The 19,560-nt window shown below is 68.3% G+C and carries 18 protein-coding genes and 2 pseudogenes; 19 read left to right on the top strand and 1 reads right to left on the bottom strand.

The annotated features are described in order from the left end of the window. Nucleotides 1–229: 229 nt before the first annotated feature. Nucleotides 230–496 (bottom strand): hypothetical protein, encoded by a 267-nt coding sequence (locus tag DCD74_RS12870; RefSeq protein ID WP_217424256.1) that lies wholly within the window; start codon nucleotides 494–496, stop codon nucleotides 230–232. Between DCD74_RS12870 and DCD74_RS12875 the strand changes: the two genes are divergently transcribed. The 19 genes and pseudogenes from DCD74_RS12875 to DCD74_RS11375 all read left to right on the top strand — a co-directional run bounded on the left by DCD74_RS12875 (nucleotide 495) and on the right by DCD74_RS11375 (nucleotide 19,508). Then, nucleotides 495–764 carry a hypothetical protein gene (locus tag DCD74_RS12875; RefSeq protein ID WP_217424257.1) on the top strand — a complete coding sequence of 90 codons (270 nt, stop codon included), beginning with the start codon at nucleotides 495–497 and terminating at the stop codon, nucleotides 762–764. The genes DCD74_RS12870 and DCD74_RS12875 overlap by 2 nt on opposite strands. An 18-nt stretch (nucleotides 765–782) precedes the next feature. Beyond that, nucleotides 783–1,751 (top strand): acyl-CoA desaturase, encoded by a 969-nt coding sequence (locus DCD74_RS11290; protein WP_112927397.1) that lies wholly within the window; start codon nucleotides 783–785, stop codon nucleotides 1,749–1,751. Nucleotide 1,752: 1 nt separating this feature from the next. Then, nucleotides 1,753–3,054 (top strand): NAD(P)/FAD-dependent oxidoreductase, encoded by a 1,302-nt coding sequence (locus DCD74_RS11295; protein WP_112927398.1) that lies wholly within the window; start codon nucleotides 1,753–1,755, stop codon nucleotides 3,052–3,054. Further along, entirely contained in the window at nucleotides 3,051–3,824 is a 774-nt protein-coding gene (locus DCD74_RS11300) for a DUF1365 domain-containing protein (protein WP_237049601.1), read from the top strand. Before DCD74_RS11295 ends, DCD74_RS11300 begins: the two co-directional genes overlap by 4 nt. Beyond that, entirely contained in the window at nucleotides 3,821–5,086 is a 1,266-nt protein-coding gene (locus DCD74_RS11305) for an SAM-dependent methyltransferase (protein WP_112927400.1), read from the top strand. The genes DCD74_RS11300 and DCD74_RS11305 overlap by 4 nt, the downstream gene beginning before the upstream one ends. Nucleotide 5,087: 1 nt before the next feature. Then, entirely contained in the window at nucleotides 5,088–5,627 is a 540-nt protein-coding gene (locus tag DCD74_RS11310) for a DUF2878 domain-containing protein (protein ID WP_112927401.1), read from the top strand. Further along, the gene (locus DCD74_RS11315) at nucleotides 5,624–6,406 is read left to right on the top strand and encodes a DUF1295 domain-containing protein (protein WP_112927402.1); all 783 of its coding nucleotides are present in this window, start codon (nucleotides 5,624–5,626) and stop codon (nucleotides 6,404–6,406) included. Before DCD74_RS11310 ends, DCD74_RS11315 begins: the two co-directional genes overlap by 4 nt. Continuing rightward, on the top strand, nucleotides 6,403–7,485 hold the full coding sequence (locus tag DCD74_RS11320; RefSeq protein ID WP_112927403.1) for an SAM-dependent methyltransferase: 1,083 nt from the start codon (nucleotides 6,403–6,405) through the stop codon (nucleotides 7,483–7,485). Before DCD74_RS11315 ends, DCD74_RS11320 begins: the two co-directional genes overlap by 4 nt. Then, nucleotides 7,485–8,045 carry a lipocalin family protein gene (locus DCD74_RS11325; protein WP_112927404.1) on the top strand — a complete coding sequence of 187 codons (561 nt, stop codon included), beginning with the start codon at nucleotides 7,485–7,487 and terminating at the stop codon, nucleotides 8,043–8,045. Before DCD74_RS11320 ends, DCD74_RS11325 begins: the two co-directional genes overlap by 1 nt. Before the next feature lie 81 nt (nucleotides 8,046–8,126). After that, nucleotides 8,127–9,413: a cryptochrome/photolyase family protein gene (locus tag DCD74_RS11330; RefSeq protein ID WP_237049602.1), complete on the top strand. Its 1,287-nt coding sequence runs from the start codon at nucleotides 8,127–8,129 to the stop codon at nucleotides 9,411–9,413. A 667-nt stretch (nucleotides 9,414–10,080) separates the two neighbouring features. Continuing rightward, the gene (locus DCD74_RS11335; protein WP_112927405.1) at nucleotides 10,081–10,800 is read left to right on the top strand and encodes a M15 family metallopeptidase; all 720 of its coding nucleotides are present in this window, start codon (nucleotides 10,081–10,083) and stop codon (nucleotides 10,798–10,800) included. A gap of 48 nt (nucleotides 10,801–10,848) precedes the next feature. After that, on the top strand, nucleotides 10,849–11,511 hold the full coding sequence (locus tag DCD74_RS11340; protein WP_112927406.1) for an alpha/beta hydrolase: 663 nt from the start codon (nucleotides 10,849–10,851) through the stop codon (nucleotides 11,509–11,511). Nucleotides 11,512–11,567: 56 nt separating this feature from the next. Next, nucleotides 11,568–12,288: pseudogene (locus DCD74_RS11345) on the top strand (LytR/AlgR family response regulator transcription factor). A gap of 24 nt (nucleotides 12,289–12,312) precedes the next feature. Then, nucleotides 12,313–13,230 (top strand): hydroxymethylbilane synthase, encoded by a 918-nt coding sequence (hemC, locus tag DCD74_RS11350; protein ID WP_112927407.1) that lies wholly within the window; start codon nucleotides 12,313–12,315, stop codon nucleotides 13,228–13,230. Nucleotides 13,231–13,281: 51 nt separating this feature from the next. Further along, nucleotides 13,282–14,247, top strand: coding sequence for a helix-turn-helix transcriptional regulator (locus tag DCD74_RS11355; RefSeq protein ID WP_112927408.1), 966 nt, complete (start codon nucleotides 13,282–13,284; stop codon nucleotides 14,245–14,247). Between the two features lie 75 nt (nucleotides 14,248–14,322). Next, nucleotides 14,323–14,643: a hypothetical protein gene (locus tag DCD74_RS11360; protein ID WP_112927409.1), complete on the top strand. Its 321-nt coding sequence runs from the start codon at nucleotides 14,323–14,325 to the stop codon at nucleotides 14,641–14,643. Between the two features lie 70 nt (nucleotides 14,644–14,713). After that, nucleotides 14,714–16,854: pseudogene (locus tag DCD74_RS11365) on the top strand (prolyl oligopeptidase family serine peptidase). Between the two features lie 94 nt (nucleotides 16,855–16,948). Further along, nucleotides 16,949–19,096, top strand: a complete 2,148-nt coding sequence (locus DCD74_RS11370; RefSeq protein WP_112927822.1) for a S9 family peptidase — start codon at nucleotides 16,949–16,951, stop codon at nucleotides 19,094–19,096. Next, nucleotides 19,080–19,508, top strand: a complete 429-nt coding sequence (locus DCD74_RS11375; protein ID WP_112927410.1) for a YbaN family protein — start codon at nucleotides 19,080–19,082, stop codon at nucleotides 19,506–19,508. The genes DCD74_RS11370 and DCD74_RS11375 overlap by 17 nt, the downstream gene beginning before the upstream one ends. Nucleotides 19,509–19,560 lie beyond the last annotated feature (52 nt).

The following is a 19,560-nucleotide window of genomic DNA, read 5'->3' on the forward strand; positions in this document are numbered from 1 at the left end:
CCTTGGCTGCGGCAGGAAATTCCACCGTGGTGCACGACCATGCCGAGGTAGGCCAGCTTGGGAAAAGGCGCCTGCTTTACTGCGAATCGCATGACTTGCCGGACGACTCGCCGCGCGAGCATCGGGTGCTTGCTCCCAGCCCGGATGGCACGCCTTCCGCGCGAAAGCGCGTGACCGCCTCGACGCAGCCGATGGCGCCGAATTTCCGCCTGGAAGACGGACGCGATGGCTACCGGCAAGGCGTGCGCGGTGGCGATGGCCAGAGGGTGGTGTATGCCGGAACCGGGGCGGGCGACGCCCGCGCCTGCCGTTGCCGATCGACGCCGCGATCGACGCCGGCTTCGACGGGGCGATGCGACGCCAATGGCATGCGTGGCAGCGCGGCGATGCGGTGTCGCTGCGCTTCCTGGTGCCGAGCCGCAAGCAGTTCTTCCCGGTGCCGGTGCAGCGGGTCGACACCGGCGGCCGTTGCGCGGCGCACGACGGGATTGCGCATGCGCCTCGCCACCTGGTTCGGTTTCGCCATGCCCGACGTGCGATTGATTCACCACATCCAGCATCAATGCTTGCTGGCGCCCAGCGAAACCGGCACCGTGCGTGACGCGCTCAACCGCTATCCGCAGGTCCGCATCGCCCTTTCCCCACGCCGTAAAGCGCATCCACCGACGAGCTCGCATGCCTGCAGTGCGAGCCGATTAGTGGCCGCTGCGCGTTTTGATCGCGCGTGGCTGCATCCAAAAGTCGCGGCGAGCCGTATGGAGTAGAGGACAGAGGAGACTCAAATGGCGCAGGTGGAGGCAGGGCAGGGTGGCCGATGGGCCGGAGGCGGCATCGCCGCGCTACGGCGCTGGATCGATAACGACGCCACCGCGCCCGCCGACCCTGCCAGCGACGATCGCATCGACTGGCTGCGCGCGGTGCCGTTCATCGCGATGCACCTGGCCTGCTTCGGCGTACTCTGGGTCGGGGTGTCGCCTGCAGCGCTGTGGATCGCGCTGGGCCTGTACGTCGCGCGCATGTTCGCGATCACCGGCTTCTACCACCGTTATTTCTCGCACCGCACCTTCCGCACCTCGCGCGCCGTGCAGTTCGCGTTCGCCCTGCTCGGGGCAGCATCGGTACAGCGCGGGCCGCTGTGGTGGGCGGCGCACCATCGGCACCATCATGTGCACGCCGACACGCCGGCCGATCCGCACACGCCGCGCAAAGGCTTCTGGCGTAGCCACGCGGTCTGGTTCCTGACCCGCGCCGGATTCCGCACCGACACGGCGCGGATCGGCGACCTGCTGCGCTACCCCGAGCTGCGCTGGCTGGATCGCTACGACACCGTGGTGCCGGCCGCATTGGCGGTCCTGTTGTACGCACTGGGCGAGGCGCTCGAACGCTGGGCGCCGGGCCTGCGCACGAATGGCCCGCAACTGCTGGTCTGGGGCTTCTTCATGTCGACCGTGGTGTTGTTCCATGCCACGGTCACCATCAACTCGCTGGCCCACCGCTGGGGCCGGCGGCGCTACGAGACCCGCGACGACAGCCGCAACAACCTGTGGCTGGCGCTGATCACCTTCGGCGAGGGCTGGCACAACAACCACCATTTCTTCCCGGGCAGCGCCCGCCAGGGCTTCCGCTGGTGGGAGATCGACCTGACCTGGTACGGCCTGCGCACGCTGCAGGCGTTCGGGCTGGTCCGCGACCTGAAGCCGGTGCCGGCCTGGGTGCTGGCCAAGGCGCGCGTCAACCCGGGGCGACACTGACATGCGCATCGCGGTGGTCGGCAGCGGGATCAGCGGCCTGTCGGCGGCGTGGCTGCTGTCGCGCCGGCACGACGTCGTGCTGTACGAGGGGAACGAGACCCTGGGCGGGCACACGGACACCCACGACGTGGTGGTCGACGGGCAAGCCTTGAGGGTTGACACCGGCTTCATCGTCCACAACCCGATCCACTACCCGCTACTGACGCGATTGTTCGACGAGCTCGGCGTGGCGTCGCAGGAAACCACCATGAGCTTCTCGGTGCACGACGCCGGCTCCAGGCTGGAGTACAACGCGACCACCCTCGATACCCTGTTCTGCCAGCGTCGCAACCTTGCCTCGCCGCGCTTCTGGGGCATGCTGCGCGACCTCGCGCGCTTCTATCGGGAAGCGCCCGCGCTGCTCGACGCAACGGGCCCTGGCCCCACCCTCGGAGACTACCTGCGCGAGCACCGCTACGGCGCTGCCTTCCGCGACCAGCACCTGGTGCCGATGGCCAGCGCGCTGTGGTCCTCGCCTGCGGCCGGGATCTTCGACTTCCCTGCGAAGTATCTGGTCCAGTTCATGGCCAACCACCACATGCTGCAACTCGCCGGCCGTCCGCCGTGGCGGGTGGTGCGCGGCGGCTCGCGCACTTATGTCGAGGCGATGGCGGCGCGCTGGGACGTGCGCGTGCGGCTGCGCACGCCGGTGCGCGGCGTCACCCGCGATTCGCAGGGCGCGCGGGTCCACTGCGACACCGGCAGCGAGCACTTTGACCAGGTCGTGCTGGCCTGCCACAGCGACCAGGCCCTGGCCCTGCTGGAAGACGCGCATCCCGACGAGCGCGACATCCTCGGCGCGATCCCGTACCAAGCCAACGACACCGTCCTGCACACCGACGCCCGACTGCTGCCGCGCCATCGCAAGGCCTGGGCAGCGTGGAATGCGTACCTGCCGGCCGATCCTGCGCAGGCGTGCACGGTGAGCTACTGCATGAACCTGCTGCAGGGCCTGCAGGTGCGCACGCCGCTGGTGGTCAGCCTCAACCGCAGCCACGACATCGATCCCGGATCGATTCTCGTCCGCCGCCATTACCACCATCCCGTGTACACCCCGGCCTCGGTGGCCGCGCAGGCGCGCAAGCCGGAGATCCAGGGCGTGCGCCGCACTTGGTTCGCCGGCGCCTACTGGGGTTGGGGCTTCCACGAGGACGGCATCCGCAGCGGCGTCGAGGTTGCGCGCGCCCTGGGCGTGGCATGGCCGGGCGAGGCACGCGCCGACAGCGCGCCCCTGCCGATGGATCGGTTCGAGGCCGCGGCGTGAGCACGGCTTTCGCCAGCGCGATCTACGAAGGCCGCGTGCGGCATCGCCGGCATGCGCCGCGCGCGCATGCATTCGCCTACGGGATGGCCCAGCTGTATCTGGATCTCGACGAAGTCGATGCGGTGTTCCGCGACCGCTGGCTGTGGTCGAATGAACGCCCGAACCTGGCCGAATTCCGCCGCAGCGACTTCCTCGGCGATCCCGCGCAACCGCTGGCCGACGCGGTGCGCGCGCGTGTCGCGCTCGCCACGGGCGAACGCCCGGCCGGCCCGGTGCGGCTGCTCAGCCACCTCCGCTATGCCGGCTATGCCTTCAACCCGGTGAGTTTCTATTACTGCCACGCGGTGGATGGCGCGTTGCACAGCATCGTTGCCGAGATCACCAACACCCCGTGGAAGGAACGCCACGCCTACGTGCTGCCGGTCGCCGCCGCCGAAGTGCGCGGGCGCGCGCTGCACTGGGCCTTCGACAAGGCCTTCCACGTCTCGCCGTTCCTGCCGATGGCGCGCCGGTACGCGTGGTCGTTCACCCCGCCGGCCGATGACCTGCACGTGCACATGGACGTGTGCGACGGCGAACGCCGCGAGTTCGATGCCGACCTCGCCCTCGACCGCCGGCCGCTGGATGGGCGCCAGCTCGCCCGCGTGCTCTGGCGCTATCCGCTGATGACCGCGCAGGTGATCGCCGGCATCCATTGGCAGGCGCTGCGCCTATGGCTGAAACGCACGCCCGTCCACGACCATCCCGCCAAGCTGGAGACACCCGCATGAGCAGCGTCGTCCGCACCACGTCCGGCGCCTCGTTCGATGCGCTCGACCGCTTCCTGCGCGGCCGCCTGCTGCGCCAGCTCGATGCGCTGCATGGCGGCGAGATCGCATTGACCGATCCACTCGGCACCAAGGTCCTCGGCGAGTCCGGGCAAGGCCCGGCCATCCACCTGCACGTGTACGACGCCGGCTTCTATCGCGCGCTGGCGGGCAATGGCAGCGTGGGTGCGGCGGAAGCCTTCATGGACGGGCATTGGGACTGCAGCGACCTGGTCGGCCTGGTGCGCCTGCTGGTGCGCAACCGCGATCTGCTGGACGGCATGGAAGGCGGTCCCGCGCGCCTCGGCGGCTGGGCGTTGAAGGCCTGGCATGCGCTGCGCCGCAATACCCGCGACGGCGCGCGCCGCAACATCGCCGCCCACTACGACCTCGGCAATCCGTTCTTCCGCCTGTTCCTGTCCGACGACCTGATGTATTCGTCGGCGCTCTACGCCGGCGAGGACGACAGCCTCGAGGCCGCATCCACCCGCAAGCTCGACCGCATCTGCGACAAGCTGCGGCTCGGCGCGGACGACCACGTGGTGGAGATCGGCACCGGTTGGGGCGGGTTCGCCGTGCACGCGGCGCGTACCCGCGGCTGCCGCGTCACCACCACCACCATTTCGAGGGAGCAGCATGCGCTGGCCTGCCAGCGCGTCGCCGACGCCGGCCTGCAGGACCGGGTGCAGGTGCTGCTGTCCGACTACCGCGACCTGCGCGGGCAGTACGACAAGCTGGTGTCGATCGAGATGATCGAAGCGATCGGGCCGCAGTACCTGGACACCTACTTCGCCACCCTCGGCCGCCTGCTGAAGCCGGAGGGTCTGGGCCTGGTGCAGGCCATCACCATCGAGGACCACCGCTACGAGCAGGCAGTGCGCTCGGTCGACTTCATCAAGCGGCATGTGTTCCCTGGCTCGTTCATCCCGTCGATCGCCGCGATGCTGGCCGCGAAGACGCGCAGCACCGACCTGGCGCTGGTGCACCTGGAGGATTTCGGTTCGTCGTATGCACGCACCCTCCACGACTGGCGCCTGCGCTTCCTCGCCAACCGGGAGGACGTGCGCGCGCAGGGCTTCGACGAGCGGTTCCTGCGCATGTGGGAGTTCTATCTCGCCTATTGCGAAGGCGGCTTCCTCGAACGCTCGATCGGCGTCGCCCACCTGCTGCTGGCCAAGCCCGGCTACCGCGGTGCGTCCTACCTGCCCGGGCTGCTGGAGGCCTGAGGTGGCGTTCTGGGCCAACCTGATCGGTTACCAGGCGATCTGGTTGGCGGTCGTCTGCAGCGCGGGACGCGGCATGCCCTGGATCGGCATGCTGGCCTGCGTGGCCTTCATCACGCTGCAGTGGTCGGCTTCGCGCACCCGCGCTGGCGATGGTCGGGTGCTGGTGGCCGCGCTGGCCTGCGGCATCGTGGTCGATGGCGTCGCGGCCGCCACTGGCCTGCTGGACTACGCGGCCCCGATCCCGGGGGTGCCCGCTCCGCTGTGGATCGTGCTGCTGTGGGGTGCGTTCGCGCTCACCCTGAATCACTCGATGGCCTGGTTCGCGCAGCGCCCGGCCATCGCCTCGGTGTTCGCCGCAATCGGCGGGCCGCTGGCCTACCTCGGCGCGGCCCGCGGCTTCGGCGCGGTCGCCTTCCCGACTCCGGCATGGCCGGCCTTGGTGTGGCTGGCTGCGTGTTGGGCGCTCGCCCTGCCGCTGCTGCTGCACATCGCCAGCCGCCCCCGTTCGGCCCGCGCGACAGCAATGGAGGCCCGCGCATGAATCCTTGGCATTCGCTGTTGCTTGTCTGGGCCGTCGCGGTGGTCCTGCAGGGGTTTGCGTGGGCGCGCCAGCAACAGACCCGCAACGCCGGCATCGTTGATGTCGTCTGGTCTTTCGGTGTCGGCGGCGCGGCGGTTCTGGTCGCCGCTATTGGCAGTGGCGCACTGCTGCCGCGCGTCTTGCTCGCCGTGCTGGGCGGCGCGTGGGGCCTGCGGCTCGGCTTGCACCTGTGGCATCGGGTTCGTGGCGAAGCCGAGGATGGGCGTTACGCGCAACTGCGCAGGCGCTGGGGCAATGCGCCATTGAAGTGGCTGGCGATGTTCCAGTTCCAAGCGCTGCTGATCGCGCTGTTCGCCCTGCCGTTCCTCGCGGTCGCCGCAAATCCCGTGGGAGGCTGGAATGGCTGGTTCGTCGCCGGCATCGCCGCCTGGCTGCTGTGCGTTGGCGGCGAGACGCTTGCCGATCACCAGCTCGCGCGGTTCCGCGCGGACCCGGCCAACCATGGCAAGACCTGCCGCGACGGGCTGTGGCGGTACTCGCGCCACCCGAACTACTTCTTCGAATGGCTGCACTGGTTCGCCTACGTGCTGTTGGCGGCGGGTTCGCCGCTGCATTGGCTGGCGTGGTCCGGGCCGCTGGTGATGTATGTGTTCCTGCGCTGGGTCAGCGGCATTCCGTGGACCGAGCAGCAGGCCCTGCGCACGCGCGGCGACGACTATGCCCGCTACCAGCGCACTACGCCGATGCTGATTCCGTGGTTCCCCAAGGAGGATCGATGAATGCCGCCACCCAGGCCATTGAGTTGGCCAACGATCGCCCCGCCGATGGCTTGCTCGGGCTGGCCGAACGCGGCCTGCTGCCGGACGCGCTGCTGCGCTTCGGGATCCGCCGCTTGTGTGCGCAACGCCTTCGTGACGAAGCCACGGGCGATCCCGGTGCTGCCGCGCGCCGCAACGCCGCGCTGGTCGCCGAACTGCGCCGCAGCCCGGTCGCGATCCACACCGACGCCGCCAATCGCCAGCACTACGAACTGCCGCCCGCGTTCTTCCTGCATTGCCTCGGGCCACGGCTGAAGTACTCGGGCTGTTATTACCCGAGCGGCCACGAATCGCTGGGCCAAGCCGAGGACGCGATGCTCGCGCTGTACGCCGAGCGCGCGGAGCTCGCCGACGGGCAGGACATCCTCGAGCTCGGTTGCGGCTGGGGCTCGCTCACCCTGTGGATGGCCGAGCGCTATCCGCATGCGCGGATCACCGCGGTCTCGAATTCGACGCCGCAACGCCAGTTCATCGAGGCCCAGTGCCAGCAGCGCGGCTTCGGCAACGTCCGCGTGCTGACCTGCGACGTGAATCGGCTCGAGCTGCCCGCGGGCGCATTCGACCGCTGTGTCTCGGTCGAGATGTTCGAGCACATGCGCAACTACCAGACATTGCTTGGGCGCATCGGTGGCTGGCTGCGCGACCAGGGCAAGCTGTTCGTGCACATCTTCTGCCACCGCACCCTGCTGTATCCGTTCGAAACCGCCGGCAAGGACAACTGGATGGGCCGGCACTTCTTCACCGGTGGGCTGATGCCGGCCGCCGACACCCTGCTGTGGTTCCAGGATGCCCTGCGCATCGAGGACCGCTGGATGGTGGATGGCACCCATTACCAGCGCACCGCCAACCATTGGCTGGCCAACCAGGACGCACGCCGGGACGAGGTCATGGCGATCCTGCGCCAGGCCTATGGCGATGCCGCGCCGCTGTGGTTCCAGCGCTGGCGGATGTTCTGGATGGCCTGTGCCGAGCTATTCGGCTACGACGGCGGCCGCGAATGGATGGTGGGGCATTACCGCTTTGCGAAGGAGGCCATGTGATGCGCACGCCGCTGCTTGCCACCGCCATTGCCATGCTGCTGGGCGCTTGCGCCACGGCGAAACCCACCATAGCGCCCGTGGAGTCGGTCGACCTGCCGCGCTTCATGGGGGACTGGTACGTGATCGCGCACATCCCGTCATGGCCGGAGCGCGAGGCCTACGACGCCGTCGAGTCCTACCGCCTCGATCCCGATGGCCGCATCCGCACGACCTTCAGCCAGCGCAAGGGCGGATTCGACGCACCGGTGGAGACGATGCATCCGGTCGGCACCGTCGTCGAGGGTTCGAACAATGCCGTCTGGGGCATGCAATTCGTCTGGCCGATCCAGGCGGAATACGTGATCGTCGATCTTGCGCCGGACTACTCGCGCACCATCATTGGACGCAGCAGGCGCGATTACGTCTGGCTGATGGCGCGAACGCCGAGTCTTCCCCAGCCGGAACTCGACGCCGCCATCGCGCGCATCAAGGCGCTGGGTTACGACACCACGAAATTGCGGATGGTGCCGCAGTCCGTGCGCGCGCCAAACGCGGATCGCAAGCGTTCCGGGGGCGTATGAATCGCGGGATTTTCTGGTTCCGGCGACCTGCGCCTCGCCGACAATCCGGCGCTTGAGCGGGCATGCCAGTCGCATGATGCATTGCTGCTGGTCTACATCGATGAAGGTGTCGGCGCGGCCCATGACGCGAGCCGCGCATGGTTGCGTCAATCGTTGTCCGCGCTTGCCGTTGCTGTCGAACGCCTCGGCGGCAGGCTGCACGTGCTGGAAGGCGATCCCGATGTCCTGCTGCCGGCATTGGCGGCATCCAGCGGCGCGACTGCCGTCCACATCGCTACGCTGCACGAACCGGACAGCGATGCGCGCGATGCCCGGCTGGCCGTCACGCTGGCACGCGAAGGCGTGGCGCTACGACGCAGCGGTGGACGCGTGCTGACCGATGCCGATCTGGTGCACAGCAAGTCCGGTGCGCCCTACCGCGTGTTCACGCCATTCTTCAAGGCCGCGTTGCGCACATGGCGATATCGGCCGCGCGCTACGCCGGGCAAGTTGGTGTGCTTTCCGTTGCCCGACGGCGTGGCCAGGGAAAAGGGCCAGATCGAAGCCCCATGTCCGGCGTGGGATGCGGGTTTCTGGCGCCTGTGGACGCCTGGCGAGGCCGGTGCTTTGCAGCGGCTGCAGTCGTTCGTCGGTCAGATGGAAGCCTACCCGAACGACCGCGATGTCCCCAGTATCGAAGGCACCTCGCGCCTGTCCCCGCACCTGCATTTCGGCGAGATCAGCGTGGGCCTGGCGATGGAAACGGCGCGCCGCCGGGGCGGTGAGGGCGCGGACAAGTTCATCGCCGAACTTGGCTGGCGCGAGTTTGCTTATTACGTGCTGCAGCATTGGCCGGACAGCCGTCATGCCAACTTCAACCCGAAGTTCGATGCGATGCCCTGGCGCGATGACCCGGCGGGATTGGAGGCGTGGCAGCGCGGGTTTACCGGGGTCCCGCTGGTCGATGCCGGCATGCGCCAGCTCTGGCACGAGGGCTGGATGCACAACCGGGTGCGTATGGTGGTCGCGTCCTGGTTGACCAAGCACATGGGCATCGACTGGCGTCATGGTGCGGCCTGGTTCATGCATACCCTTGTCGATGCCGATCTCGCCAACAATGCCTTGGGATGGCAATGGGTGGCGGGGACTGGCGTCGATGCGGCACCTTACTTCCGCATCTTTAATCCGGTGACGCAGTCCAGGCGCTTCGATCCACTCGGTCGCTACATCCGCACGTGGATCCCGGAACTCGCGCATCTTGGCGACGATGCAATCCATGCGCCGTGGCTTGCATCCAGCGCTACCAACTCGTATCCAAAACGACCTGTGATCGATCTGGATGCAGGACGGAAGGCGGCCTTGGAACGGCTGGCGAGCGTCGTGAACTAGTTTGCGCCCGGCACTCCGTCAATGGAATCGGCCCTGACGGCGAGATCCATTGGCCCGAGGCAGGCATTGTCGGAGCTTGAGGGAGGCTTTTAATCCGCCGGCCATGGAGGGTTGGGTGAATCTGGATGCTGCCGCGCGATGGGTTTCCGAACACCATCCTCAGCAAACGCCACAAAAGTAGGGTCGTTCCCGCTGGCGTCACGTAATTCACGAGTCAGGCCAATTCGAGCTGCGTCGCTTCACGCACAACGGGCAATTCGGAGGGTGATATCGGGAACGGCTCGACGCGCCCGACTGCTCAAAAAGAGGTTGAGGCCACTTCTCGGGAGGTTCCTGCTCGATACGGGAGGCCGCCATCGGCCGAATAACACGGGCAGCTCATGATCAACTTGGCCGGCTTCAGACCACACGCTAATGGCCTGGGTAGTCAGGTGGGGTAAGGCGCGCAAATGGTGTCGTTCGGCACCGGGATTGATTTCATGTAGCCTGTCTCCGACCCGAAGAGGGAGGCGCTGAGCGTCGACTGACGGCGGGTCGGCCTGCCAGCTCGCCCAGAAGTGAGTCAGATTGTGAGTCATGAGTTGCGCCAGCCGGATTAAGAGGTCTGGTTCAACAATGACTTAGGACAACATATCGAGTCCTGGTGGGCCCAGATCCCGGAGGCGTGATGAAGCGGACGGTTCTCCTTGCATCACTGGCTGCGTTGGCGCTCATCGCCTGCACCTCCACGCCCGCGCGCACGCCATCCGCACCCATGCCAGAAGCCGCGCACACCGCAGGTCTGGTGGATGTCGCCGCGTTGGTGCCCGATGCGCACATCGACATGCGCTACGCCGGCCATGACAACTTCGTCGGCGTGCCGGTCGAAGGCTACGGCGCGTCACGCTGCTGGCTGCATCGCCAGGCCGCCGAAGCCCTGTCGCGCGTCGCCACCGATCTGCGCACGGAAGGGCTGCGCCTGCACATCTACGATTGCTACCGGCCTGCGCGCGCCGTCGCGCACTTCATGCGCTGGGCGCAGGACGCGAACGACCAGCGCACCAAGCCGGCGTTCTATCCCAACCTCGAAAAATCCACGCTGGTGAAAGGCGGCTACATCGCCGAGCGTTCCGGCCACAGCCGTGCCGGGACCCTCGACCTCGGCATCGAACGCTGCGATGCGGAGGGGCGATGCGACGACATCGACATGGGCACGCCGTTCGATTTCTTCGACAGCCTCGCCAACACCGACGATCCGCGCGTCACCCCGCTGCAGCGTGCCAATCGCGACCGCCTGCGCGATGCGATGCGGCGCCACGGCTTCGCGCCTTACGCGATGGAGTGGTGGCACTTCACCTTCAAGCCGGAACCCACGCCGGACACCTTCTTCGACATCCCCATCGAATAGCCGGGTGCGGATGCGCGTGGCATCCTGTCCCGCCCGCCGGAGTCCGCGATGACCACGTCCCTGCCCGAAACCGTCGAACACCAGACCGCCGCCGAACCGCAGTGGACGGTGATCTGGCTGCACGGGCTGGGTGCGGACGGCAACGACTTCGTGCCGATCGTCGGCGAGTTGCTGCGCCCGGACTGGCCGGCGTTGCGCTTCGTGTTTCCGCATGCGCCGGTGCGCCCGGTGACGATCAACGGCGGCATGCGGATGCGCGCGTGGTACGACATCCGCGAAATGAGCCTGACCAACCGCGCCGATGCCGAGGGCGTGCGCGAATCGATGGCGACGGTCGAAACGCTGGTCGCGCGCGAGATCGAACGCGGCATCCCGCGCGAACGCACCCTGCTGGCCGGCTTCTCGCAGGGCGGGGCGGTGACGCTGGCCGCCGCGGCGAACGGCCTGCAGGTCGCCGGCTTCATCGCGCTGTCCACCTATCTGCCGATGGCGCCGGATGCGCCGCCCGCGGCGGATGCGCCCAGGCCGCCGGTGTTCATGGCGCATGGCAGCTTCGACCCCGTCGTGCCGCTCGCCGCCGGCCAACTTGGCGCGCAGCAGATGCGCGCGCTGGGTTTCGATGTCGACTGGCATGCGTATCCGATGCAGCACCAGGTCTGCGCGGAAGAAATCGCCGACCTCGCCGCGTGGATGGATGCGCGCCTGCGCTGAGCGCGGCATGACGGCATCGCCCGGCCGCACTAAGATCGGGCGAGGGAGGAAGCGGGATGCGCGTACTCATCGTCGATGACGAACCCTTGGCGCGCGCGCGGTTGCGCGGCCTGCTCTCGCGCGTGGCGGATGTCGAGATCGTCGGCGAAGCGGCCGATGGCGCCGCCGCCCTGCACGCCTGCGACACCCATCGCCCCGAGCTGGTGATGCTCGACATCCGCATGCCCGGCATCGACGGGCTGGAAGTCGCGCGCCAGCTGGCCGCGCAGCCGTCGCCGCCGCTGATCGCCTTCTGCACCGCCTTCGACGCGCACGCCCTGAGCGCGTTCGAATCCGCCGCGCTCGACTATCTGGTCAAGCCGGTGCGCGAGGAGCGGCTGGCCGAAACCCTGCGCCGCGCGCGTGCGCGCCTCGGTGTTGCGGCGCCGGAGATCGGGCAGCAGGCGCGGACGCAACTGTGCGCACGGCTCGGCGGCCATCTCCGGCTGATCCCGGTGGCCGACATCCGCTACCTGCAGGCGGAGGAGAAATACGTGGTGGTCCACCACGCGCAGGGCGAGGACCTGATCGAGGAATCGCTGAAATCGCTGGAGGAGGAGTTCGGCGACCCGCTTCCTGCGCATCCATCGCAACTGCCTGGTCGCGCGCGATGCGCTCAAGGAACTGCGGCGCGATGCCGAAGGCCATGCGCAGGCGATCCTGCACGGCGTGGAGCGCCCGCTCGATGTCAGCCGCCGCTGCCTGCCCGACCTGCGCGAGGCGATGCGGCACTGGTAGCGCGCCAGCGGCGATAATGGGCAGATGAAGACCCTCCGCATCGCCACCCGCAAGAGCCCGCTCGCCCTCTGGCAGACCGAACACGTGGCCGACCGCCTGCGCGACGCGCACCCCGGCATCGAAATCGCGCTGGTGCCGCTGTCCACCCGCGGCGACGAGCAGCTGGACCGTTCGCTGGCGGCGATCGGCGGCAAGGGCCTGTTCCTGAAGGAACTGGAGATCGCGATGCAGCGCGGCGAGGCCGACTGCGCCGTGCATTCGCTCAAGGACGTGCCGATGGAGCTGGAGCCCGGCTTCGTGTTGCCGGCGATCCTGGCGCGCGCCGACCACGCCGATGCCTTTGTCAGCCATCATGTCGATGATGTCGCCGCGTTGCCCGAAGGCGCGCACGTCGGCACCTCGTCGCTGCGGCGGCAGGCGCAGCTGCGCGGGCTTCGCCCCGACCTGCGGATCAGCGACCTGCGCGGCAACGTCAACACGCGGCTGGCGAAGCTCGATGCCGGCGACTACGACGCGATCCTGCTGGCCTGCGCCGGCCTTCAGCGACTCGGTTTCGTTGCCCGCATCCGCGCCCGCCTCGATGCGCCCGCCTGGCTGCCGGCGCCGGCCCAGGGCGCCATCGCCATCGAATGCCGCGACGACCAGCCGGAGGTCGCCGCGCTGCTCGCCGTGCTCGACGACGCGCCGACCCGCCTGTGCGTCAGCGCCGAGCGGGCGATGAACCGGGCGCTGCACGGCAGCTGCCACGTGCCGGTGGCCGCGCTGGCGCGGCTCGAAGGCGCGCAGCTGTCCCTGCAGGGTCTGGTGGGCGATGTCGCGCGGGGTGGCGGCCTGCGTGCCGAGGCGCGCGGCCCGGTCGATGCGCCCGAGGCACTCGGCCAGCGCGTGGCCGCGATGCTGCTGGACGCCGGTGCCGGCGAGTTGATCGCCGCGGCCGGCTGAACCGTGCAACGGAGGTGATGCCGGCCTGCGGCCATCGCGCATAATCCGGGCATGGACCGCTACGAACGCATCACCGCGCTGCACCGCCTGCTGAAGGCGGCGCGTTACCCCGTCAACGTCAAGCGCCTGCAGGAGGAGCTGGGCTGCTCGCGGGCCACGGTCTACCGCGACCTCGCCTTCCTGCGCGACGGCCTGATGGCGCCGATCGTGGGCGATGGCGAAGCCGGCTTCCGCTACGACCCCAACGAGTCCGACCGCTTCGAACTGCCGGGCCTGTGGCTGTCGTCGGAGGAACTGCACGCATTGCTCGCCGCGCAGCAGCTGCTGTCGCGCACCGGCGGCGGCGTGCTGTCGTCGGCGATGGCGCCGCTGCAGCAGCGCGTCGAAGCCTTGTTGTCCGAGCAGGCCGGGGGCAAGCGCTGGCCGGTGGAGCGGGTCCGGGTCATCCCGCACCGCACCCGCAAGCTGGACGAGGCGAGCTTCCGCATGGTCGCCTCGGGCGTGCTGGACCGCGTGCGGCTGGCTTTCGAATACCGCGCGCGTTCCACCGACGAAAAGACCCGGCGCACGGTCTCGCCGCAGCGCATCACCCATTACCGCGACAACTGGTACCTCGACGCCTGGGACCACGACCGCGAGGCGCTGCGCAGTTTTTCGGTGGACCGGATCAGCGGCGCGCAGCTGATGAAGGAGGCGGCGATCGACGTCGCCGAAGCCGACCTCGACCAGCACCTGGCCGGCAGCTACGGCATCTTTTCCGGCGAGCCGAAGGGCTGGGCGACCATCGTCTTCAGCGCCAAGGCCGCGCGCTGGGTGGCCGACGAGCGCTGGCATTCGCGCCAGCAGGGCCGCTTCCTGCCCGATGGCCGCTACGAACTGAAGATCCCCTACAGCGCCGGCCGCGAGCTGCTGATGGACGTGCTGCATTACGGCGCCGACGCCGAGATCGTCGAGCCGGAAGGCCTGCGCGCGCAGGCCCGCACCCTGCTGGACCTGGCCCGCTCCAACTACGACTGAGCCCCGCGCGGGCCAATCGCAGCCGGTGCGACCCGGCCGCCGCAGTCTGGCCCTCCACCCGACAGGAGCGCCGCCATGAACCGTCACCCGCAACCGCGTCCCGCCACTGACCGCTGGCTGCTGCAGGCGCTGGTGGCCGGGCTTTCGGCGTCCGTGCTGCTGCCGTTCGCGCAGGCGCACACCGCAACCTTCGGCTGGCTGCCGCTGTGGCTGGTCGGCCTGCCGCTTTCGGCCTGGCTGGGCTGGCACGGCCTGCAGCGTCTCGATCAGGGGTCGATGCCGGCTTCGGACATGGCCGTGGCCCGTGGGCGCCGTCGCCCGGTGCCGGTGCAGGCGAGGCGTCGCCGCGCCGTGCGGGTCTCGCCGAAGCCGCATCGCCACCTCCCTTCCGCATGACTTCCGGCCCGGGGCCGGTTCCGGGGGCTGTGCTAGCGTCCGCGATCACCCGTTTCCGTATGGATGTGAGATGTCGAAACTGCTCCATGCCGCGCCGTTGGCCGGTGCCATCGCCCTGCTGGCCGCCGCCAGCCCCGCCCTGACCGCCGCCCCCGCACAGCCGCAGGACAAGACCGCCATGCCCGCATTGACCGACGCCGACGCATACCAGTGGCTAGGATGTCGGCGGCGACAAGTCGCTGGCCTGGGTGCGCGAGCGCAACGCCAAGAGCGAGGCCGCGCTGGCATCGACCCCCGAATTCAAGAAGCTGGAAGCCGAGATCCTCGCCATCCTCGACAGCGACGCCAAGATCCCCGGCGTCTACAAGCAGGGCGAGTGGTACTACAACTTCTGGCAGGACAAGGCCAACCCGCGCGGCCTGTGGCGCCGCACCACGCTGGCCGAGTACCGCAAGGCCAGCCCGAAGTGGGAAACCGTCCTCGACATCGACGCTCTCAACAAGGCGGAAAAACGAGAACTGGGTCTGGCACGGCGCCAGCTGCCTGCGCCCGGCCTATACCCGCTGCCTGGTCGCGCTTTCGCGCGGCGGCGCCGATGCCGATGTCACCCGCGAGTTCGACATCGACACCCGCACGTTCGTCGAAGGCGGCTTCTTCCGGCCCGAGGCGAAGGGCTCGCTGGGCTGGATCGATGCGGACACCGTCTTCGTCCAGACCGATTTCGGCGACGGCAGCCTGACCACCTCCGGCTACCCGCGCATCACCAAGCAGTGGAAGCGCGGCACGCCGATGTCGGCGGCCACCGTGGTGTACGAAGGCAAGCCGACCGACATGTACATCGCCGCCGTGCACGACGACACGCCGGGCTTCGAGCGCGATTTTGTCAGCAACGCGGTCGCCTTCTACAACGACGAGCTGTACCTGCGCGGCAAGGACGGCACGCTGACCAAGATCGACGTGCCCAACTCGGTGGAGAAGGGCGTGCACCGCGAATGGCTGACCCTGCAGCCGCGCGAGGACTGGACGGTCGGCGGCAAGACCTACAAGGGCGGCTCGCTGCTGGTGGCGAAGTTCGATGACTTCATGGCCGGCAAGCGCGATTTCGAGGTGCTGTTCCAGCCGACCGAGCGCACCTCGCTGGCCGGCGTGACCTGGACCAAGAATCACGTCGTGCTCAACGTGCTGGAAGACGTCAAGAACAAGCTCAGCGTGCTGACCCCGGGCAAGGGCGGCTGGAAGACGTCCGCGTTCACCGGCGCGCCGGCGATGGGCACGATCGGCGTGGGCGCGGAGGACAGCGATGAATCCGACGCGGTCTGGCTGACCGTCACCGACTACCTCACCCCGACCACGCTGTCGCTGGCGGAGATCGGCCAGGCGCCGGAGAAGCTGAAGTCGATGCCGGTGTTCTTCGACGCCTCGCGCGACGTGGTCGAGCAGCACTTCGCCACCTCGAAGGACGGCACCAAGGTTCCGTACTTCATCGTCCACCGCAAGGACATGAAGCTCGACGGCAGCACGCCGACCCTGCTGTACGGCTATGGCGGCTTCGAGATCTCGCTGACGCCGGGCTATTCCGGCGGCATCGGCAAGGGCTGGCTGGAGAAGGGCGGCGCCTACGTGGTCGCCAACATCCGCGGTGGTGGCGAATACGGCCCGCGCTGGCACCAGGCCGCGCTCAAGCAGAACCGCCACAAGGCCTACGAGGACTTCGCCGCGGTCGCGCAGGATCTGGTCGCCCGCAAGATCACCACGGCCAAGCGCCTCGGCATCCAGGGCGGCAGCAACGGCGGCCTGCTGATGGGCAACATGCTGACGCAGTACCCGGAGCTGTTCGGCGCGGTGGTGGTGCAGGTGCCGCTGCTCGACATGAAGCGCTACAGCCACCTGCTGGCCGGCGCCTCGTGGATGGCGGAATACGGCAACCCGGACAAGCCGGAGGAGTGGGCCTTCATCCGGACGTTCTCGCCCTACCACCTGTTCGATGCGTCGAAGCAGTACCCGCCGACGCTCTTCACCACCTCGACCCGCGATGACCGCGTCCACCCGGGCCATGCGCGCAAGATGATGGCGAAGATGGAAGCCGCCGGTAAGGACGTCCTCTATTACGAGAACATCGAAGGCGGTCACGGCGGCGCGGCCAACAACGCGCAGCGCGCCCACATGACCGCGCTGGCCTACACCTTCCTCTGGAACGAACTCAACAAGTGACCCTGCAGCGCCCCGCTCCGGCGGGGCGTTTGCATTCAGCCGCTGGAGACCGCATATGAATCCCAATCCCTTCGCCGTCGCGCTCGCGCTCGCCATGACCCTGACCAACGCCCAGGCCGCCCAGACACCCACCCCGCCCGACGTGGCCAAGAAGCCGCATGTCGTCAAGGCCCCGCACGGCGCCGAGCGCAACGACGAGTACTACTGGCTGCGCGACGACAAGCGCGAGGACAAGGCGATGCTCGACTACCTGAAAGCCGAGAACGCCTACGCCGATGCCTACATGGCACCGCTCAAGCCGCTGGAAGACCGGATCTACAACGAGATCGTCGCGCGCATCAAGCAGGACGACAGCTCGGTGCCGTACCGCGACCGCGGCTGGTGGTACTACTCGCGCTTCGAGCAGGGCAAGGACTACCCGATCCACGCGCGCCGCAAGGATGGCGCGGGCGTCGATGCGGTGGCGATCCAGGCCGCCAACAACGCCGGTGATTTCAAGGGCGAGGACGTGCTGTTCGACGTCAACGCGATGGCCGCCGGCAAGGACTACTACGCCATCAGCGGCCGCAGCGTCAGCCAGGACAACAACTGGGTGGTCTATGGCGATGACACCAACGGCCGCCGCCAGTACACGCTGCACGTCAAGAACCTGAAGACCGGCGAGACGCTGCCGGAGGCGATCCCCGGCACCGCCGGCTACGGCGTCTGGGCCGACGACAACAAGACCTTCTTCTACATCGAGAACGACCCCAAGACCCTGCTGACCAAGCGGGTGAAGAAGCACGTGGTCGGCACCGACCCCAAGGACGACCCGGTGGTGTACGAGGAGAAGGACGACACCTTCTACATGGGCCTCGGCCGTACCCGCGACGACAAGTACATCACCATCGTGCTCGACAGCACGGTGTCGAACGAGCAGTGGTACACGCCGGCCGCCGCGCCGGGCGGATTCAAGCTGCTGGCCAAGCGCGAGCGCGACCTTGAATACGATGCCGACCACTTCGGCGGGCGCTGGGTCATCCGCACCAACGCCGACAAGGCGACCAACTTCAAGATCGTCACCGCGCCGACCGATGCCGCCTCGCGCACCGAATGGAAGGACTGGATCGCGCACGACCCGCAGGTGTTCATCGAAGGCATCGAGCTGTTCGACGGCTTCAGCGCGGTGGCCGAGCGTTCCGGTGGCCTGGAGCGTGTGCGCATCCTGCGCGACGGCGCCAGGGACGAATACGTCAAGGCCGACGAGACCGCGTATTCGATGGGCCTCGATGTCAACGCGGAGGCCGACACCGATTGGCTGCGCTACAGCTACACCTCGCTGGCCACGCCGGGCACCACCTACGAGCTCAACGTGAAGACCGGCGAACGCCGCCAGCTCAAGCAGCAGCCGGTGCCGGGCTACGACCCGTCCAGGTACACCACCGAGCGCGTCTGGGTGCCGGCGCGTGACGGCAAGACCAAAGTCCCGGTGTCGCTGGTCTACCGCAAGGACTTCAAGCGCGACGGCAAGGCCGCCCTGCTGCAGTACGGCTACGGCAGCTATGGCGCGTCAATGGATCCGGGCTTCAGCACCACCGTGGTGAGCCTGCTCGACCGCGGCATGGTCTATGCGCTGGCGCACATCCGTGGCGGCCAGGAAATGGGCCGCGCCTGGTACGAAGACGGCAAGATGTTCCACAAGAAGAACACCTTCACCGACTTCATCGACGTCACCCGCTGGCTGGTGGAGAACAAGTACGCCGCCAAGGACCGCGTCGCCGCGATGGGCGGCAGCGCCGGCGGCCTGCTGATGGGCGCGGTCACCAACATGGCGCCGCAGGACTACCGCGTGATCATTTCGCAGGTGCCGTTCGTGGACGTGGTGACGACGATGCTCGACGCCAGCATCCCGCTCACCACCGGCGAATACGACGAGTGGGGCAACCCGGAAACCAGCAAGGAAAGCTACGAGTACATGCTCAGCTATTCCCCCTACGACAACCTGAAGAAGCAGGCCTACCCGGCGATGTTCGTCGGCACCGGCCTGTGGGATTCGCAGGTGCAGTACTGGGAACCGGCCAAGTACGTCGCCCGCCTGCGCGACCTCGACACCTCGTCGAACCCGGTGCTGTTCCGCACCAACATGGAAGCCGGCCACGGCGGCAAGTCCGGCCGCTTCCGCCGCTACCGCGAGAACGCCGAGATGTACGCGTTCATGCTCGACCAGCTCGGGGCCGCAGGCGCGGATGCCCGCACCCCCTGATCCCGCGCCGGAGGCCACCCCGCCGACCCCGCCTTCGCGCGGGGTCGTGCGTTGGGGCTGGTGGCTGCTGGCCTATGTGAGCCTCGCGCTCGGGCTCATCGGCATCGTGCTGCCGGGCCTGCCCACGGTGCCGTTCGTGCTGCTCTCGGCGTTCGCGGCGGCGCGCGGTTCCACCCGCCTGCATGCCTGGCTGCTGGCGCATCGCCAGTTCGGCCCGATGATCCGCGACTGGCAGGCGAATGGCGCGGTCAGCCGTCGCGCCAAGAAACTGGCCATCACGATGATGGCGCTCTCGGCCATCGTGATGCTGCTGTTCATGCCGAACCGCTGGCTGGCCGTGCCCGGCATCGCGGTGATGGCGATCGTCGGCAACTGGCTGTGGCACCGCCCGGAACCCCGCGGCGACGCCTGAACCGCGGGCGCCCGCACTCCCGCCTGCCGCCGGGCCGCGCTACCATCGACCC

Origin of the sequence: Lysobacter oculi (genome assembly GCF_003293695.1) — a bacterium.
Classification (GTDB): domain Bacteria; phylum Pseudomonadota; class Gammaproteobacteria; order Xanthomonadales; family Xanthomonadaceae; genus Solilutibacter; species Solilutibacter oculi.

Coding starts and splice junctions, on each gene's coding strand:
- DCD74_RS12875 (WP_217424257.1), top strand. CDS start 495: ATGCGCCTCGCCACCTGGTTCGGTTTCGCCATGCCCGACGTGCGATTG.
- DCD74_RS12870 (WP_217424256.1), bottom strand. CDS start 496: ATGCGCAATCCCGTCGTGCGCCGCGCAACGGCCGCCGGTGTCGACCCG.
- DCD74_RS11290 (WP_112927397.1), top strand. CDS start 783: ATGGCGCAGGTGGAGGCAGGGCAGGGTGGCCGATGGGCCGGAGGCGGC.
- DCD74_RS11295 (WP_112927398.1), top strand. CDS start 1,753: ATGCGCATCGCGGTGGTCGGCAGCGGGATCAGCGGCCTGTCGGCGGCG.
- DCD74_RS11305 (WP_112927400.1), top strand. CDS start 3,821: ATGAGCAGCGTCGTCCGCACCACGTCCGGCGCCTCGTTCGATGCGCTC.
- DCD74_RS11315 (WP_112927402.1), top strand. CDS start 5,624: ATGAATCCTTGGCATTCGCTGTTGCTTGTCTGGGCCGTCGCGGTGGTC.
- DCD74_RS11320 (WP_112927403.1), top strand. CDS start 6,403: ATGAATGCCGCCACCCAGGCCATTGAGTTGGCCAACGATCGCCCCGCC.
- DCD74_RS11325 (WP_112927404.1), top strand. CDS start 7,485: ATGCGCACGCCGCTGCTTGCCACCGCCATTGCCATGCTGCTGGGCGCT.
- DCD74_RS11335 (WP_112927405.1), top strand. CDS start 10,081: ATGAAGCGGACGGTTCTCCTTGCATCACTGGCTGCGTTGGCGCTCATC.
- DCD74_RS11340 (WP_112927406.1), top strand. CDS start 10,849: ATGACCACGTCCCTGCCCGAAACCGTCGAACACCAGACCGCCGCCGAA.
- hemC (WP_112927407.1), top strand. CDS start 12,313: ATGAAGACCCTCCGCATCGCCACCCGCAAGAGCCCGCTCGCCCTCTGG.
- DCD74_RS11355 (WP_112927408.1), top strand. CDS start 13,282: ATGGACCGCTACGAACGCATCACCGCGCTGCACCGCCTGCTGAAGGCG.
- DCD74_RS11360 (WP_112927409.1), top strand. CDS start 14,323: ATGAACCGTCACCCGCAACCGCGTCCCGCCACTGACCGCTGGCTGCTG.
- DCD74_RS11370 (WP_112927822.1), top strand. CDS start 16,949: ATGACCCTGACCAACGCCCAGGCCGCCCAGACACCCACCCCGCCCGAC.
- DCD74_RS11375 (WP_112927410.1), top strand. CDS start 19,080: ATGCCCGCACCCCCTGATCCCGCGCCGGAGGCCACCCCGCCGACCCCG.